This is a genomic window from Pseudomonas sp. A-B-19 (assembly GCF_019947515.1).
Lineage (GTDB): Bacteria > Pseudomonadota > Gammaproteobacteria > Pseudomonadales > Pseudomonadaceae > Aquipseudomonas.
The window spans coordinates 122,534-137,218 of record NZ_JAGYGN010000014.1 but is presented as its reverse complement, the minus strand read 5'-3'; the positions used below and the strand labels follow the sequence as shown (position 1 = coordinate 137,218).

At 61.5% G+C, this 14,685-nt stretch carries 11 protein-coding genes; 6 read left to right on the top strand and 5 right to left on the bottom strand.

What is annotated here, in order from left to right; genetic code table 11:
* Positions 1 to 7 precede the first annotated feature (7 nt).
* The 5 genes from purU to KGA81_RS17330 all read left to right on the top strand — a co-directional run bounded on the left by purU (position 8) and on the right by KGA81_RS17330 (position 7,504).
* Positions 8 to 874: a formyltetrahydrofolate deformylase gene (purU, locus tag KGA81_RS17350; protein ID WP_223547396.1), complete on the top strand. Its 867-nt coding sequence runs from the start codon at positions 8 to 10 to the stop codon at positions 872 to 874.
* Positions 875 to 925: 51 nt separating this feature from the next.
* Positions 926 to 2,293, top strand: a complete 1,368-nt coding sequence (locus KGA81_RS17345) for an NAD(P)-binding domain-containing protein (protein ID WP_223547395.1) — start codon at positions 926 to 928, stop codon at positions 2,291 to 2,293.
* Between the two features lie 15 nt (positions 2,294 to 2,308).
* Positions 2,309 to 4,651: a DUF1989 domain-containing protein gene (locus tag KGA81_RS17340; protein WP_223547394.1), complete on the top strand. Its 2,343-nt coding sequence runs from the start codon at positions 2,309 to 2,311 to the stop codon at positions 4,649 to 4,651.
* Positions 4,652 to 4,807: 156 nt separating this feature from the next.
* Positions 4,808 to 6,487, top strand: coding sequence for an APC family permease (locus KGA81_RS17335; RefSeq protein WP_223547393.1), 1,680 nt, complete (start codon positions 4,808 to 4,810; stop codon positions 6,485 to 6,487).
* A gap of 96 nt (positions 6,488 to 6,583) precedes the next feature.
* Positions 6,584 to 7,504: a bifunctional 5,10-methylenetetrahydrofolate dehydrogenase/5,10-methenyltetrahydrofolate cyclohydrolase gene (locus tag KGA81_RS17330; RefSeq protein WP_223547392.1), complete on the top strand. Its 921-nt coding sequence runs from the start codon at positions 6,584 to 6,586 to the stop codon at positions 7,502 to 7,504.
* Between the two features lie 119 nt (positions 7,505 to 7,623).
* Here the strand turns inward: KGA81_RS17330 and KGA81_RS17325 are convergent, their stop codons facing one another.
* From KGA81_RS17325 to glnT, 5 genes are all read right to left on the bottom strand, one after another.
* Positions 7,624 to 8,949 (bottom strand): ammonium transporter, encoded by a 1,326-nt coding sequence (locus tag KGA81_RS17325; protein ID WP_223547391.1) that lies wholly within the window; start codon positions 8,947 to 8,949, stop codon positions 7,624 to 7,626.
* 200 nt (positions 8,950 to 9,149) lie between these two features.
* A complete protein-coding gene (locus tag KGA81_RS17320) occupies positions 9,150 to 10,490 on the bottom strand; it encodes an FMN-binding glutamate synthase family protein (protein WP_223547390.1) in 1,341 nt (446 codons plus the stop codon).
* A gap of 20 nt (positions 10,491 to 10,510) precedes the next feature.
* Positions 10,511 to 11,194 (bottom strand): protein glxC, encoded by a 684-nt coding sequence (locus tag KGA81_RS17315; RefSeq protein ID WP_223547389.1) that lies wholly within the window; start codon positions 11,192 to 11,194, stop codon positions 10,511 to 10,513.
* Positions 11,195 to 11,205: 11 nt separating this feature from the next.
* Positions 11,206 to 12,111 (bottom strand): class II glutamine amidotransferase, encoded by a 906-nt coding sequence (locus KGA81_RS17310; RefSeq protein WP_223547388.1) that lies wholly within the window; start codon positions 12,109 to 12,111, stop codon positions 11,206 to 11,208.
* A 72-nt stretch (positions 12,112 to 12,183) separates the two neighbouring features.
* Positions 12,184 to 13,518 carry a type III glutamate--ammonia ligase gene (gene glnT, locus KGA81_RS17305; RefSeq protein ID WP_223547387.1) on the bottom strand — a complete coding sequence of 445 codons (1,335 nt, stop codon included), beginning with the start codon at positions 13,516 to 13,518 and terminating at the stop codon, positions 12,184 to 12,186.
* A 281-nt stretch (positions 13,519 to 13,799) separates the two neighbouring features.
* On the opposite strand from glnT, the gene KGA81_RS17300 reads away from it, so the two are divergent.
* Positions 13,800 to 14,399 carry a helix-turn-helix domain-containing protein gene (locus KGA81_RS17300; protein WP_223547386.1) on the top strand — a complete coding sequence of 200 codons (600 nt, stop codon included), beginning with the start codon at positions 13,800 to 13,802 and terminating at the stop codon, positions 14,397 to 14,399.
* The last annotated feature ends 286 nt before the right edge of the window (positions 14,400 to 14,685 follow it).

Sequence of the window (14,685 nt, the reverse complement as noted above, 5' to 3'; positions counted from 1 at the left end):
GCCTTCGATGGACACTTCCAACGAACATTACATTCTCAAGATCAATTGCCCGGCAGCGTCCGGCATCGTGGCCGCAATCACCACCTGCCTGGCCGGACAGCAGTGCTACATCAGCGAGCTGGCGCAATTCGACGACGAGTTCACCGGGCAGTTTTTCATGCGCGCGGTGTTCCGCTTCAACACCGGCGTGACGGGCGATGTCGGTGCCCTGCGCGAGGATCTGGGCGACCTGGCCGGCGGCTTCGACATGCAGTGGCAGCTGTTCTGCAGCCGTCAGCCGACCCGGGTGCTGCTGATGGTCAGCAAGTTCGACCACTGCCTGACCGACCTGCTGTACCGCCACCGCAAAGGCGAGATGGACATGCACATCACCGCCGTGGTCTCCAACCACCTGGACCTGCGAGCCATGGCCGAACGCGAAGGCATTCGCTTCATCTACCTGCCGATCACCAAGGACAGCAAGGCCAGCCAGGAAGCCGAGTTGATGCGCATCGTCGAAGACACCCAGACCGACCTGGTGGTGCTCGCGCGCTACATGCAGATCCTGTCCGACGGACTGTGCCAGCAGCTGTCCGGTCGGGCCATCAACATCCATCACTCGTTCCTGCCCGGTTTCAAGGGCGCCAAGCCCTATCACCAGGCCTACGACCGTGGCGTGAAGCTGATCGGCGCCACCGCCCACTACGTCACCAGCGACCTCGACGAGGGGCCGATCATCGAGCAGGAAATCCAGCGGGTCGACCATACCCACCTGCCCGACTCGCTGGTTGCCATCGGCCGCGACACCGAAACCGTCGCCCTTTCCAAAGCCCTGAAATACCACCTGGAACACCGGGTGTTCATCAACCAGGACAAGACGGTGATCTTTCGCTGAGCAAGCCCTTTTCCGATCCTCAGACACGAAACATAGCCACGAGATACGACCATGACCACACGCGTTGCAATCATCGGCGCCGGCCCTTGCGGCATGGCTCAACTGCGGGCATTTCAATCGGCCAGGGACCAGGGAACGCCCATCCCGGAACTGGTCTGCTATGAAAAACAGCAAGACTGGGGTGGCATGTGGAATTACACCTGGCGCACCGGCCTGGACGAGAACGGCGAACCGGTGCACGGCAGCATGTACCGCTACCTCTGGTCGAACGGCCCAAAGGAATGCCTGGAGTTCGCCGACTACACCTTCGAAGAGCATTTTGGCCGCCCCATCGGCTCCTATCCCCCCCGGGAAGTGCTGTGGGACTACATCAAGGGCCGCGTCGAAAAAGCCGGGGTTCGCGACTACATCCGTTTCAACAACGTGGTGCGCCAGGTCACCTTTGACGAAGAGACGCGCCGCTTCACGGTGGTCGCCCACGACCACGGCAGCGATACCCGGACCTCGGAAGAGTTCGACTATGTGATCAACGCCTGCGGGCACTTTTCGACGCCGAAGATGCCGTACTTCCCAGGATTCGAGCAGTTCGGCGGGCGTATCCTGCACGCCCATGATTTCCGCGAGGCGCTGGAGTTCAAGGGCAAGGATCTGCTGATCGTCGGCAGCAGCTATTCCGCCGAAGACATCGGTTCCCAGTGCTACAAGTACGGCGCCCGCAGCATCACCAGTTGCTACCGCACTGCGCCCATGGGCTATGACTGGCCCGCCAACTGGGAAGAAAAACCGCTGTTGCAGCGTCTGGAAAAAAACCGCGCGTACTTTATCGACGGCACCCACAAGCACATCGATGCGGTGATCCTGTGCACCGGCTACAAACATCACTTCCCCTTCCTGCCGGACGAACTGTGCCTCAAGACCGACAACCGGCTATGGCCGATGAACCTGTACAAAGGCATTTTCTGGGAGCCCAACCCGCAACTGATCTACCTCGGCATGCAGGACCAGTGGTACTCGTTCAACATGTTCGACGCCCAGGCCTGGTACGCCCGCGACGTGATCCTGCAACGCATCACTCTGCCCGACCAGGCACAAAGGGCCGCCGATAGTCTGCAATGGCATACCCGTGAACAGCAGCTCGAAACCAACCAGCAGATGTTCGAATACCAGGGCGCCTATATCCAGCAACTGGTGGACGCCACCGACTATCCGAACTTCGATATCGCCGCGGTCAACGACACCTTCCTGCACTGGAAGCACGACAAGGCCCACAACATCATGGGGTACCGCGACAAGTCCTACCGATCGCTGATGACCGGCACCCAGTCGCCAGCCCACCACACACCCTGGCTGCATGCCCTTGACGATTCCATGGCGGCGTACCTCGCTGAAGCGCCGATGTCCGTCAAATCGATCGGTTGACCCGGGAGCCTGACCATGAACGCACCTCGTGTTTCCCGCCCGCGCGAGCCCGGACTCTTTGCCCGGGCCCCGGCCCTGGAGCGCTATCGGGTGGCCGCCGGTGGCCTGACGCTAGTGGCCTTGCAGCCCGGCGACAGCCTGCAAGTGATCGACCTGGAAGGGCAGCAACCCTGTGAATTGCTGGCAGTGGACGCCAACGGTCGCAGCGTGCTGGCGGCCTGGGCGTTGAGCGGTTCGGCGGCCTGCGGGTTCATCGGCGCACGGCTCGGCGAATCGACCGTGCAGGCTCGGCGCATCAACCAGGCCTTGAGCCGGCGCGGGATTGATCCGCACCATCTGCCCAGCGCCATCTCACTCTGGGACGAGGACCGCCCCGCCAACTTCAGCCGCCACTTTATCGCCAGTGATGAACTGCTGGTGATTGTCGCTGCGCCCGCCGGGCCAACGGCGGTCGACCGGCAGTATCGGCCCAGCGAACTGAGGTTGTGGGTGACACGGGCCAATCCCTCGCCGCTGCTGCTCCCGACACTGCCTGAACCCCTGGGCGAGTTAATTGACGAATTCACCGTTAGCGCCGGCACCGCCCACAGTTACACCGTTGGCAAAGGCCAGTATGTGCAAGTGCTGGATGTCGCCGGTCGCCAGTGCTCGGACTTCGTCGCTCTGGATCGACGGGCACTGGATCGCGGTCTGGAACTGGACCTGGACCAGACCGTCACCCGCACGCTGAACGGCAGCGCCTACCCGGCACCGGGGCTGTTCTCGAAGTTCTTCGACCGGCAGATGCAGCCGATGCTGGAGGTGGTGCGCGACACCGTCGGCCGCCACGACTCTTTCGCCCTGGCCTGCGCCGCACGCTACTACGAGAGCCAAGGCTACTTCGGGCACGACAACTGCAGTGACAACCTCAGCCAGGTCCTGGCACCCCATGGGATCAAGGCCCGGGGCGGCTGGCCGGCAATCAATTTCTTCTTCAACACCGGAATCGACTCGCACCAGCAGATGACCCTGGACGAACCCTGGTCGCGTCCCGGCGATTACGTGCTGCTGCGGGCCATGACCGATCTGCTGTGCGGCAGCACTTCGTGCCCGGACGACATCGACCCGGCCAATGGCTGGGACCCGACCGATATCCATATCCGCGTCTACAGCGAAAAGGAGCGTTTTTCCATCGCCATGAGCACCCGAACCACGGCCGATGCCGACCCGATTCTGACCCGTGAGTCCGCGTTCCACTCACGCACCAGCGCCTTGACCGGCAGCTTCGTCGACTACCGCAACTGGTGGCTGCCGCTGCGCTATGACGGCTATGGCGCGATCGAGGAATATCTCGGTTGCCGCGAGCGAGTGGCGGTGATGGACCTGACCGCCCTGCGCAAATTCGAAATCATCGGCCCCGACGCCGAAGCCTTGTTGCAATACTGCCTGACCCGCGACGTGCGGCGCCTGGCGGTCGGTCAAGTGGTGTACTCGGCGATGTGCCACGAACACGGCGGCATGCTCGACGACGGTACCCTGCTGCGCCTGGGCCCGGACAATTTCCGCTGGATCTGCGGCGAAGACTACGCCGGGGTGTGGCTGCGCGAACAGGCGCAAAAACTCGGCATGAAGGTCTGGATCAAGTCCGCCAGCGAGCAGATTCATAACCTGGCGGTGCAAGGCCCGATGAGCCGCGAGCTGCTCAAGCAAATGGTCTGGACCGCGCCCAACCAGCCGAGTCTGGAAACCCTGGGCTGGTTCCGTTTTCTGGTAGGACGCCTGGACGGTTACGACGGCTGCCCGCTCATGATCTCGCGCACCGGCTACACCGGTGAACTGGGCTACGAAGTCTGGTGCCAGCCTGAGGATGCCGAGCGGGTCTGGGACCGGATCTGGGCGCTGGGCCAACCCTTGGGCCTGGTGCCGTTGGGCCTGGAAGCGCTGGACATGCTGCGTATCGAAGCCGGGCTGATTTTCGCCGGCTACGAGTTCAGCGACCAGACCGATCCTTTCGAGGCGGGTATCGGCTTTTCTGTGCCGATGAAAAGCAAAACCGACGATTTCATCGGCCGCGATGCACTGTTGCGGCGCAGCGCCCACCCCGCTCACAAGCTGGTGGGCCTGCAACTGAGCGGCAACGAAGGCGCCCACCATGGAGACCCGGTGTATCGCGGCCGGGCCCAGGTCGGGGTCATCACCAGTGCCTGCCGCTCGCCGCTGCTGGCCAGCAATATCGCGCTGTGCCGGGTCGACGTGGCCTGCGCCGACGTCGGCACGACGCTTGAGATCGGCAAAGTCGATGGCCTGCAGAAGCGCATCAGCGCCACGGTCACCGCAGCGATTTTCTACGACCCGGACAAGAGCCGGGTACGCAGTTGATCGACTGCACACACATTTTTTTCTGCCCATACCCGCACCTGTAGGAGCTGGCTTGCCAGCGAAGGCGTCCTCACGGCTCGTGCAGGGCTCAAGAATGCCACCGCCGGCAAGCCGGCTCCTGCAGGGCCAGATCTACTCAGACATGGGAATACGAAGATGGAAGCGACTACGTTCGAGGCCGTACCGCAGGCCGCCGGTTCAGTGGGCAGCCTGCACCGCAAGATCGATTGGCGCGGGGCGTTCTGGGTCGCCAGTGGCGTGCCGGCCCTGGTGCTGTTCTCTATCGGCGCGATTGCCGCCACGGTCGGCAAACCGGCCTGGATCGTCTGGATCGTATCGATCCTGTTCGGCTTCATCCAGGCCTTCACCTATGCCGAAATCGCCGGGTTGTTCCCACACAAATCCGGTGGCGCCTCGGTTTACGGTGCAGTCGCCTGGGTGCGCTACAGCAAGCTGATCGCACCGGTTTCGGTGTGGTGCAACTGGCTGGCCTGGTCGCCGGTTTTGTCCATTGGCTCGGGATTGGCAGCCGGTTACATCCTCACCGCATTGTTCCCCGCCGATGCGCTGATCAATACCTGGCAACTGACCCTGCTTGACCTGGGCTGGGTCAAGAGTGGCCTGTCGCTACGGATCAACGCGACGTTCGCCATCGGCCTGTTGATTTTACTGACGGTGTTCGCCGTGCAGCATGGCGGCATCTTGCGCTCGGCACGCCTGACTCTGGTGCTTGGCGTGACCTCGCTGATTCCTCTGTTGCTGGTGGGTGTGGTGCCGTTGCTCACCGGGGACGCGGCCCAGGCCAACTTCCTGCCCCTGTACCCGCTGGCCCATGATGCGGCCGGGCAAGTGATCGACGGGCCTTGGGACATATCCGGCTGGTCGTTGATGGCCGGCGGCCTGTTCATGGCCGCATGGTCCACTTACGGCTTCGAAACCGCCGTGTGCTACACCCGGGAATTCAAGGACCCCAAGCGTGACACCTTCAAGGCGATCTTCTACGCCGGCCTGCTGTGCATTCTGGTGTTCACCCTGGTGCCCCTGGCGTTTCAAGGCAGCCTGGGTCTCGGGCAGCTAGTGACCCCGGCGGTGCTCGATGCCAGCGGCGCGGTGGTCACACCGGCGGTCTACAGCGGTCTGCTGTCACCCGCGATCTACAGCGGCATGGGCGTCGGGCAGGTCATGGCGGACAGCATCGGCGGCGGCGAGCTGGTGGCCAACATCGTGCTGATCATGTTGGTCCTGGCCACGCTGCTGGCAATCATGACCTCGATGTCCGGCTCCTCGCGCACCCTGTATCAGGCGTCGGTCGATGGCTGGCTGCCGAAATACCTGGGCCGCACCAACGAACACGGCGCGCCTACCGCAGCGATGTGGACCGACTTGTCGTTCAACCTGCTGCTGTTGCTGATGTCCGATTATGTGTTCGTGCTGGCCGCGTCCAACGTCAGCTACATCATCTTCAACTTCCTCAACCTCAATGCCGGCTGGATCCATCGCCTGGACCGTCCCGACTGGATACGCCCGTACAAGGCCCCGACCGTACTATTGGCCGCGGGTGGCGTACTGAGCTTCGTCAACCTGGCGTGCATGGGGCTGGGTGCCGATATCTGGGGCGCCGGCACACTGGTGACCGGCCTGTTGCTGGCGCTGTTGATTCTTCCGGTGTTCTGCTACCGCCACTACGTGCAGGACAAAGGGCGCTTCCCTGAAGCGATGCTCAGCGACCTGTACATTCAAGCCGATGCCGGTCAAAAACGCGCCGGCTGGTTGCCTTATGCCACGCTGATCGCGGGTGTACTGGTGGTGTACGGTTGCCATCAACTGGTAGTCTGAGCGCCCTTGCCTGCAGGTCTCTGATGGATCATCGGGGCGCAACGACGCTTCGATGATCACTTCGCCCCCCTATCAATCAAGACGACGGTGACTCTTTTGATCAGCACCACCCCTGCACTTGCCCGCGTCATCGACGGCAAAGCCATATCTGCCCAGGTTCTCGACGAAGTTCGAGAAGAGGTTCTGGTCCTGGCCGGACAGCAGATTTACCCCGCCCTGGCCGTGCTGCTGGTCGGTGAAGACCCGGCCAGCGAGGTCTACGTGCGCAACAAACTGCTGCGGGCCAGGGACGTCGGGATCCACTCCCTTGAATACCGTCTGCCGGAAACCGCCAGCCAGGCGCAAGTGCTGGAACTGATTACGCAACTGAACGCCGACGTCGCCGTGAACGGCATCCTGGTGCAGCTGCCATTGCCGGCCCATATCGACGAGGGAGCGGTGATTCATGCCATTGATCCGATCAAGGACGTAGACGGTTTTCATCGGGAAAACGTCGGCGGCCTGGTGCAAGGCATCGAAGTGCTGACACCCTGCACACCCAGCGGCTGCATGCGTCTGCTGCACGAAACCTGCGGTGACTTGAGCGGCTTGCACGCGGTGGTCGTCGGTCGTTCGAACATTGTCGGCAAACCCATGGCAACCTTGTTGTTGCAGGCCAACTGCTCGGTCAGCGTGGTGCACTCGCGCAGCGTCGATGCACCGGCGTTGTGCAGGTTGGCGGACATCGTGGTTGCGGCGGTGGGTCGGCCACATCTGATCGATGCCAGCTGGCTCAAACCCGGAGCGGTGGTGATCGATGTCGGCATCAATCGCATTGCCGACGAATCCGGCAATCACTTGGTGGGCGATGTCGACTACGCCAGTGCGCGCACTGTTGCCCGTGCGATCACACCGGTGCCAGGGGGTGTCGGGCCGATGACCATTGCGTATTTACTGAAGAACACCCTGATCGCCAGCCAGCTACAGCGTGCTGCCCGGGCGCGCGAGCCGCTGCCGGACGGTGTGGCGTTGATGTAGGAGCGAGCTTGCTCGCGATGGACTCGATAGCGCCGCGTTTAACCAGTAACCACGCGTCATCGTTAACGACCATCGCGAGCAAGCTCGCTCCTGCCTCCTACAATGTTCAGCAGTAACGATCAGTGGTTGTAGGCACTCTCGTTGTGCTCGGCCAGATCCAGGCCCATCTCCTCCACCGATTCATCGGCGCGCAAGCCGATGACGGCGTTGATCACCTTGAGAATGATCCAACTGATGGCAAAGCAGTAAACCGTCGTCAACAGCACGCCCTTGATTTGTGCCAACACCTGTCCACCCATGGTCACGCCTTCAACCAGCCCGCCCAGGGACGGTACGCAGAACACGCCCGTCAACACCGCGCCGATCATTCCGCCGATGCCGTGCAAGCCAAACACGTCGAGGCTGTCGTCATACCCGAAGCGGCGTTTCAGCACAGTGACGCTCAAGTAGCAGAACACCCCGCACAGCAGACCGATGGCCAACGCACCGCCTACGCCCACATACGCACACGCCGGAGTAATGCCGACCAAACCGGCCAAAGCACCGCTGGCCAGGCCCAAAGCACTCGGCTTGCCGACCTTGAACCACTCGGTGAACATCCAGCCAAGAATCCCGGCACAGGCGCCCAGTTGGGTGTTAAGCATGACGATGCCAGAAGTCCCGTTGAGGCCGCCGCCGGAACCGATGTTGAAGCCGAACCAGCCCACCCAGAGCATCGCCGCACCGGCCATGGTCAGGCTCAGGTTGTGGGCCGGCATCGGCGTATTCTGGTAGCCCTTGCGCTTGCCGAGAATCAGGCACGCGGCCAACGCGGCAACGCCAGCATTGATATGCACCGCAGTGCCACCGGCAAAGTCGAGAACGCCCCAGTTATGCATCAAGGCGCCAGAACCACCCCAGACCATATGGGCGACAGGCGCATAAACCAGAGTGAACCACAGCGCCATGAACCACAGCGCTGCCGAGAACTTCATGCGCTCGGCGAATGCACCGGCAATCAGCGCCGGGGTAATGATCGCGAAGGTCATCTGGAAGGTGACAAACACGCCTTCCGGGATGTCGCCGACCAGGCTATCGGGGGTCATGCCGGCCAGAAAAGCCCGGCTCAAACCACCGACGAAACTGTTGAACGTCACCTGCCCCTCAACCATACCGGTGCTGTCGACCACCATGCTGTAGCCATAGATCACCCACAGCACGCCGACCAGGCCGGCGATGCCAAAGCACTGGGTAAACAGCGAAAGCATGTTTTTCGCCCGTACCAGACCGCCGTAAAACAATGCGAGGCCCGGCAGACACATGAACAGCACCAGCACCGCGGCAGTGACCATCCAGGCGGTGCTGCCGGTGTTCAATGTGGGTGCGTCACCCGCCTGGGCGAGCGGCGCGAGTGCGCCGGCCGCCAATAAGACCAGAAGGGATTTGCCGAGAAGACGATTGACCATGTTCAAAGCTCCTGCAAAGGAATGGTAGGTGTCTGGCAGCGAGCAGTTGTTATTTCATGGGCCTCTTGGCGGGCCCCTCAATCTGTGGCGAGCGAGCTTGCTCCGGGCGGCGTTCCGACGCTGGGCTGCGAAGCGGTCCCAAAAATCTTTGCGAGTGCTGCGCACTCGAGCGGGAGCAAGCTCCCTCGCCACAGGGTTTCTCAGTAACCGGTACCGGATCCCGGAATCCAGCTGGTCCCCGCCAGCGGCACCCGCGCCATGGCCGCCGACTCCACCGTCAGCGCTACCAAATCCTCGGGATCGAGGTTGTGCAGGTGCGACTTGCCGCAGGCCCGGGCCATGGTCTGGGCTTCCAGCACCAGCACGCGCAGGTAATTGGCCAGACGCCGACCACCTTCCACCGGGTCCAGACGCTTGGACAGCTCCGGGTCCTGCGTGGTGATACCGGCCGGGTCGCGGCCGTTCTGCCAGTCATCGTAGAAACCGGCGGCCGAGCCGATTTTCTTCAGTTCCTCGTCCAGGCGTGGATGGTTATCGCCCAAGGCAATCAGCGCCGCCGTCCCGATGGCCACCGCATCCGCACCCAGCGCCATCGCCTTGGCGACGTCGGCACCATTGCGAATCCCTCCGGAAACGATCAGTTGAACCTTGCGATGCATGCCCATCTCTTGCAAAGCCTGTACCGCTTGCGGGATGGCCGACAAAATCGGGATCCCCACGTGTTCGATGAACACTTCCTGAGTCGCTGCAGTTCCGCCTTGCATGCCATCGAGCACAATCACGTCAGCCCCGGCTTTTACCGCCAGCTTGACGTCGTAGTACGGTCGGCTCGCGCCGATTTTCACGTAGATCGGTTTTTCCCAGTCTGTGATTTCCCGGATCTCGGCAATCTTGATTGCCAGATCGTCCGGCCCGGTCCAGTCCGGGTGACGGCAGGCGCTGCGCTGGTCGACACCGATCGGCAAGGTGCGCATGCCGGCCACCCGTTCGGTGACTTTCATGCCCAGCAACATACCGCCGCCACCGGGTTTGGCGCCCTGCCCCAGGACGATTTCAATCGCGTCGGCCTTGCGCAGATCGTCCGGGTTCATGCCATAGCGGGACGGCAAATACTGATAAACCAAATGCTGCGACTGGCCGCGTTCTTCCGGGGTCATGCCGCCGTCGCCGGTGGTGGTGCTGGTGCCGGCGATGGTCGCGCCACGGCCCAGGGCTTCCTTGGCATTGGCTGACAGGGCGCCGAAACTCATGCCGGCGATGGTCACCGGAATCTTCAGGTGGATCGGCTTCTTGGCGAAGCGGTTGCCGAGGATTACATCGGTGCCACACTTCTCCCGATAGCCTTCCAGCGGGTAGCGCGAGACGCTGGCGCCGAGCAGCAGCAAGTCATCGAAGTGCGGCAATTTGCGCTTGGTACCGCCGCCGCGAATGTCGTAGATGCCGGTTTCCGCGGCACGCTGGATTTCCTGGATGGTCAGGCGGTCGAAGGTGGCTGACTCGCGCAGTACGGGAGCCGCTTTTTGGCTGATTGGGTCGCTCATATCTGTTCTCCTCGCGCGGATCAGTACGCGGACGCGTTATCGACTTTGAAGTTGTACAACTGACGGGCGGAACCATAGCGCTTGAAGTCAGCCGCGTCGTGCTCGAAACCAGCGCGGTCGAGTAGCCCTTGCAGCTCTTGCAGGTGCTCGGCACGCATCTCTTTTTCGATGCAGTCCGAGCCCAGGGACTCGACGGTACCCTTCACGTAGATGTGGGTTTCGTACAACGAATCGCCCAGCGCATCGCCGGCATCACCGCAGACCACGAGGCGACCAGCCTGGCCCATGAAACAGCTCATGTGGCCGATGCTGCCACCGACCACGATGTCGATACCTTTCATGGAAATCCCGCATCGCGCCCCGGCGTCACCTTCAATCACCAGCAAGCCGCCATGGGCCGTGGCACCCGCCGCCTGGGAAGCGCTGCCCTTGACGCGAACGTAGCCGGACATCATGTTCTCCGCGCAACCGACACCAACGTTGCCGTGGACGGTGATCGAGGCCTTTTGATTCATGCCCGCGCAGTAGTAACCGGCGTGGCCCTGGATATCGATGGACACGGCTTCGTTCACCCCGACCGCGAGGTTGTGCTTGCCGTTGGAATGAGTCACCAGCCACTCGTGATCGGTCAGGTTATCAACCTGATCGTGCAGCGCCTGATTGAGGTCACGTACGGTGGCAGTGGAAAGATCGATGGTTTTCATGTGTGCGCCCCTTAAGCTGACTCGCGTTCCCAGATGTACATAGTGGCCGGTGCCGGCTCCCAGACCCTGGCGTGTTCGATGCCCGGCAGGCCCGACAGCGCCTGATACTCGGAGGCCATGGCCACGTAGTCGTCGGTCTCGGCGAGGATCGCCGGCTTGCAGGCGATCGGGTCGCGGATCACCGCAAAACCGTTGCGAGTACCAACGGCGAAGGTGAAGAAACCGTCCAGGTCCTCCAGAGAATGATCCAGCGCCTCCTTCAGCGAGTCGCCCTGCTGCAGGCGCCAGGTCAGGTAGCCGGCGGCGACTTCAGTGTCGTTGTCGGTCTCGAAGTGAATGCCCTCGCGCTTGAGTTCCTGACGCAGGCGGAAGTGGTTGGACAGCGAACCGTTGTGCACCAGGCACAGGTCGGCGCCGGTGGAGAACGGGTGGCTGCCTTCCATGGTCACCGCGCTTTCGGTGGCCATGCGGGTGTGGCCGATGATGTGGCTGCCCTTCATGCCGGCCAAGCCGAAGCGTTGGGAAATTTCCTGGGGCAAGCCCATGCCCTTGAGGATTTCGATGCTTTGGCCGGCGCTCATGATGCGTACGCTCGGCGCCAGTTCGGCGAGGGCCAGGCGTACCGGCGCCTCTTCGGCATGGATCTTGAGCACGGCGGCACTGGCGTTCTGGAACCAGTCCAGAGAACAGCCGAGGCGCCCTTCCAGTTCGCCCATCAGGGTTTTCCAGTCAAAGGCTTCGGTGGTCGCCTGCAAGGTCAGTTTGACCCAGCCATCGGCCACTTCATCGCCATAGATGGCAAAGCCGGCACTGTCCGGCCCTCGGTCGGTCATGGCCTGCAGCATGGGTTCAAACAGCTTGCCGAGCTGGGATTCCAGCTGCGGATTTTTCAGGTAAAGACCTACGATTCCACACATATCAAGTCTCCTTCGAAGGCACTGAACACCCGACGCCGTGCCGGGTGCCCGAATGGTTGTCAAAACACAGCGTCAGAAAAATTCGGTGTAGCGCTGGATCTCCCAGTCGGAGACGTGGCGGCTGTATTCCACCCACTCCATGCGCTTGAGCTTGATGAACTCGCCGACGATCTGCGGGCCGAGCACCTCGGCGAACAACGGATCGGCTTGCAGCGCGTCGCAGGCTTCCTTGAGCGATTGCGGCAGGGTCTTGATGCCCCGCGCGGCGATCTGTTCCAGGCTCAGGCTGTAGAGGTTCTCATTGCAGACGTGGTCGATTTCCAGCTGGCGATCGATGCCATCCAGGCCGGCGGCGATGATCGCGGCGCTGACCAGATAGGGATTGCAGCCGGCATCCGGCAAGCGGAATTCCAGACGACCGTAAGGCACCCGCACCATGGCCGAACGGTTGTTGGCGCCGAAGGCAATAAAGGCCGGCGCCCAGGTCGCGCCAGACAATGAGTTGCCCACCACCAGACGCTTGTAGGAGTTGACCGTCGGCGCAGCGAAGGCACACAGCGCCGGGCCATGGGCCAGCAGACCGGCGGCAAAGTGATAGGCCAGTTTCGACAGGCCCATGCCGCTCGGGTCGCTGGCGTCATGGAACAGGTTTTTGTTATCAGAGCTGCTGATCGACAGGTGAAAGTGCATGCCGTTGCCAGCGCGTTTCGGGTCAGGCTTGGGCATGAAAGAGCAGATCATGCCCAGGTCGTTCGCGATCTCGCCGGCAGCCATGCGGAAGAAGGTGAAGCGATCCGCCGAGGTCATGGCGTCGCTGTAGGTGTAGTTGATCTCGAACTGGCCGTTGGCGTCCTCGTGGTCGATTTGATAGACCTCGAAATCCACTGCCTGCAAGGCTTCGGTCAGGCGTTCAAGAAACACCCGGGAGCGCGACAGGCCTTTGTAGTCGTAGCAAGGCTTGTCCAGGTTATCGCTGAGGTCGACCAGTTGCAGTTTGCCCTGCTCATCGCGACGCATCAGGTTGAATTCGGGCTCCAGACCGGTATTGAGGGTCCAGCCCTTATCTTCCAGGCGTTGCACTTGTTGCTGCAGCACATAACGGCTGTCATAGGGATGAGGTTTGCCATCGACGTGACCGACGCACACCACCCGCCCATAACCCGGTTGCCAGGGCACCGGGGTCAGGGTGGACAAATCACCGCGGGCCATGAAGTCCGGTCCGTGGGGCTCCATGCCCATGCCGCTGATCGCGAACCCGGCAAAACCGGCCCCCTCTTCGGCCACGGTCTTGAGCCCGCAGATCGGCACCGACTTGGTTTTGGCCGCTCCGTGAATATCCACAAACTGCGCAAGCACGTACTTGATCCCGTGCTTGTCGATGATGCGCTGGGTTTCTGCTGGCAACATTGCTCGTCACTCCTGGCGAAAGGCAAACAGCTGGATGGGCCTGAACTGACTTTTTATTCCTAAAAAGAAAGTTAGTTTCCCAATAGGAATGCAAGGCCCTTGCCAGATTCGCGAGAGACACGTCGATGTGCCGAGAAAAGCGCTTTTGTGCTGTATTTATGGGAAAATTCTTTTCCCGGTGGGAATACCAGCCCGATGGATGCGAGCCGAGCACCGCGATTTGCACTTTCCCAGTGCGAAACTAATATTACTGAACAGAAAGTGTGCAGGATCTGATGACTATGTCGACCGAAACCGCCCCGCGCCTCAAGCTTGAGCAATACCTGGGTTTACAGATCAAGCGTCAACGCCAGGCGCAGGACCTGAAATTGTCTGACGTGGCCAGGATTGCCGATATCAGTCAAGGTATGTTGAGCAAGATCGAAAACGCCCAGGTGTCCACCAGCCTCGATACCCTGAGCCGTCTGTGCGACGTGCTCGGCCTGCCACTGTCGAAATTGTTCAGCGAATACGACCAGCAGGACGGCAGCGCGTTATTGGTCAAGGCTGATCAGGGTATGGAAGTGGTGCGCCGTGGCACCGAGAAAGGCCATACCTACCATCTGCTCAACCACACCCGCGGGCCGAAGAAGAGCTTCGAGGCCTACATGGTGAGCATGGATGACGCGAGTGAGGAGTTTCCGACCTTCTCTCACCCCGGCACCGAATTCCTTCATCTGCTGGAAGGTGAACTGATCTATCGCCACGGCAATCAGCTTTACCGCATGGAAGCTGGCGACAGTCTGACGTTCGAAGGCGAAATCCCCCACGGCCCCGAGCAACTGGTGCAGGTGCCGATCCGCCTGCTGTCGATCATGAATTACGGCAGCGACAAAGAGTAATCCCCGCCCCTCTGTGGCGAGCGAGCTTGCTCGCGCTGGGCTGCGTAGCGGCCCCAAAAATCCGCCAGCCGCTGAATTTTTGCGAGCGCTGCGCACTCGAGCGGGAGCAAGCTCCCTCGCCACAAATCTTCGTATGCCTTAAATCCATGAGGTCGGCTCATGCCGACCTCACGTATTTTCCTGCCAGTTAAAAAACTTTCTTAAAAGCGCTGGACGCGGCGTGGTCATTCCCCTATAAAGCCACAAATGGGAATATTTTATTCCCCACAAGAAAATACGCTCATGG

Bases quoted from the DNA above. Each gene is read 5' to 3' on its own strand.
- purU (WP_223547396.1), top strand. From the start codon at position 8: ATGGACACTTCCAACGAACATTACATTCTCAAGATCAATTGCCCGGCA.
- KGA81_RS17345 (WP_223547395.1), top strand. From the start codon at position 926: ATGACCACACGCGTTGCAATCATCGGCGCCGGCCCTTGCGGCATGGCT.
- KGA81_RS17340 (WP_223547394.1), top strand. From the start codon at position 2,309: ATGAACGCACCTCGTGTTTCCCGCCCGCGCGAGCCCGGACTCTTTGCC.
- KGA81_RS17335 (WP_223547393.1), top strand. From the start codon at position 4,808: ATGGAAGCGACTACGTTCGAGGCCGTACCGCAGGCCGCCGGTTCAGTG.
- KGA81_RS17325 (WP_223547391.1), bottom strand. From the start codon at position 8,949: ATGGTCAATCGTCTTCTCGGCAAATCCCTTCTGGTCTTATTGGCGGCC.
- KGA81_RS17320 (WP_223547390.1), bottom strand. From the start codon at position 10,490: ATGAGCGACCCAATCAGCCAAAAAGCGGCTCCCGTACTGCGCGAGTCA.
- KGA81_RS17315 (WP_223547389.1), bottom strand. From the start codon at position 11,194: ATGAAAACCATCGATCTTTCCACTGCCACCGTACGTGACCTCAATCAG.
- KGA81_RS17310 (WP_223547388.1), bottom strand. From the start codon at position 12,111: ATGTGTGGAATCGTAGGTCTTTACCTGAAAAATCCGCAGCTGGAATCC.
- glnT (WP_223547387.1), bottom strand. From the start codon at position 13,518: ATGTTGCCAGCAGAAACCCAGCGCATCATCGACAAGCACGGGATCAAG.
- KGA81_RS17300 (WP_223547386.1), top strand. From the start codon at position 13,800: ATGTCGACCGAAACCGCCCCGCGCCTCAAGCTTGAGCAATACCTGGGT.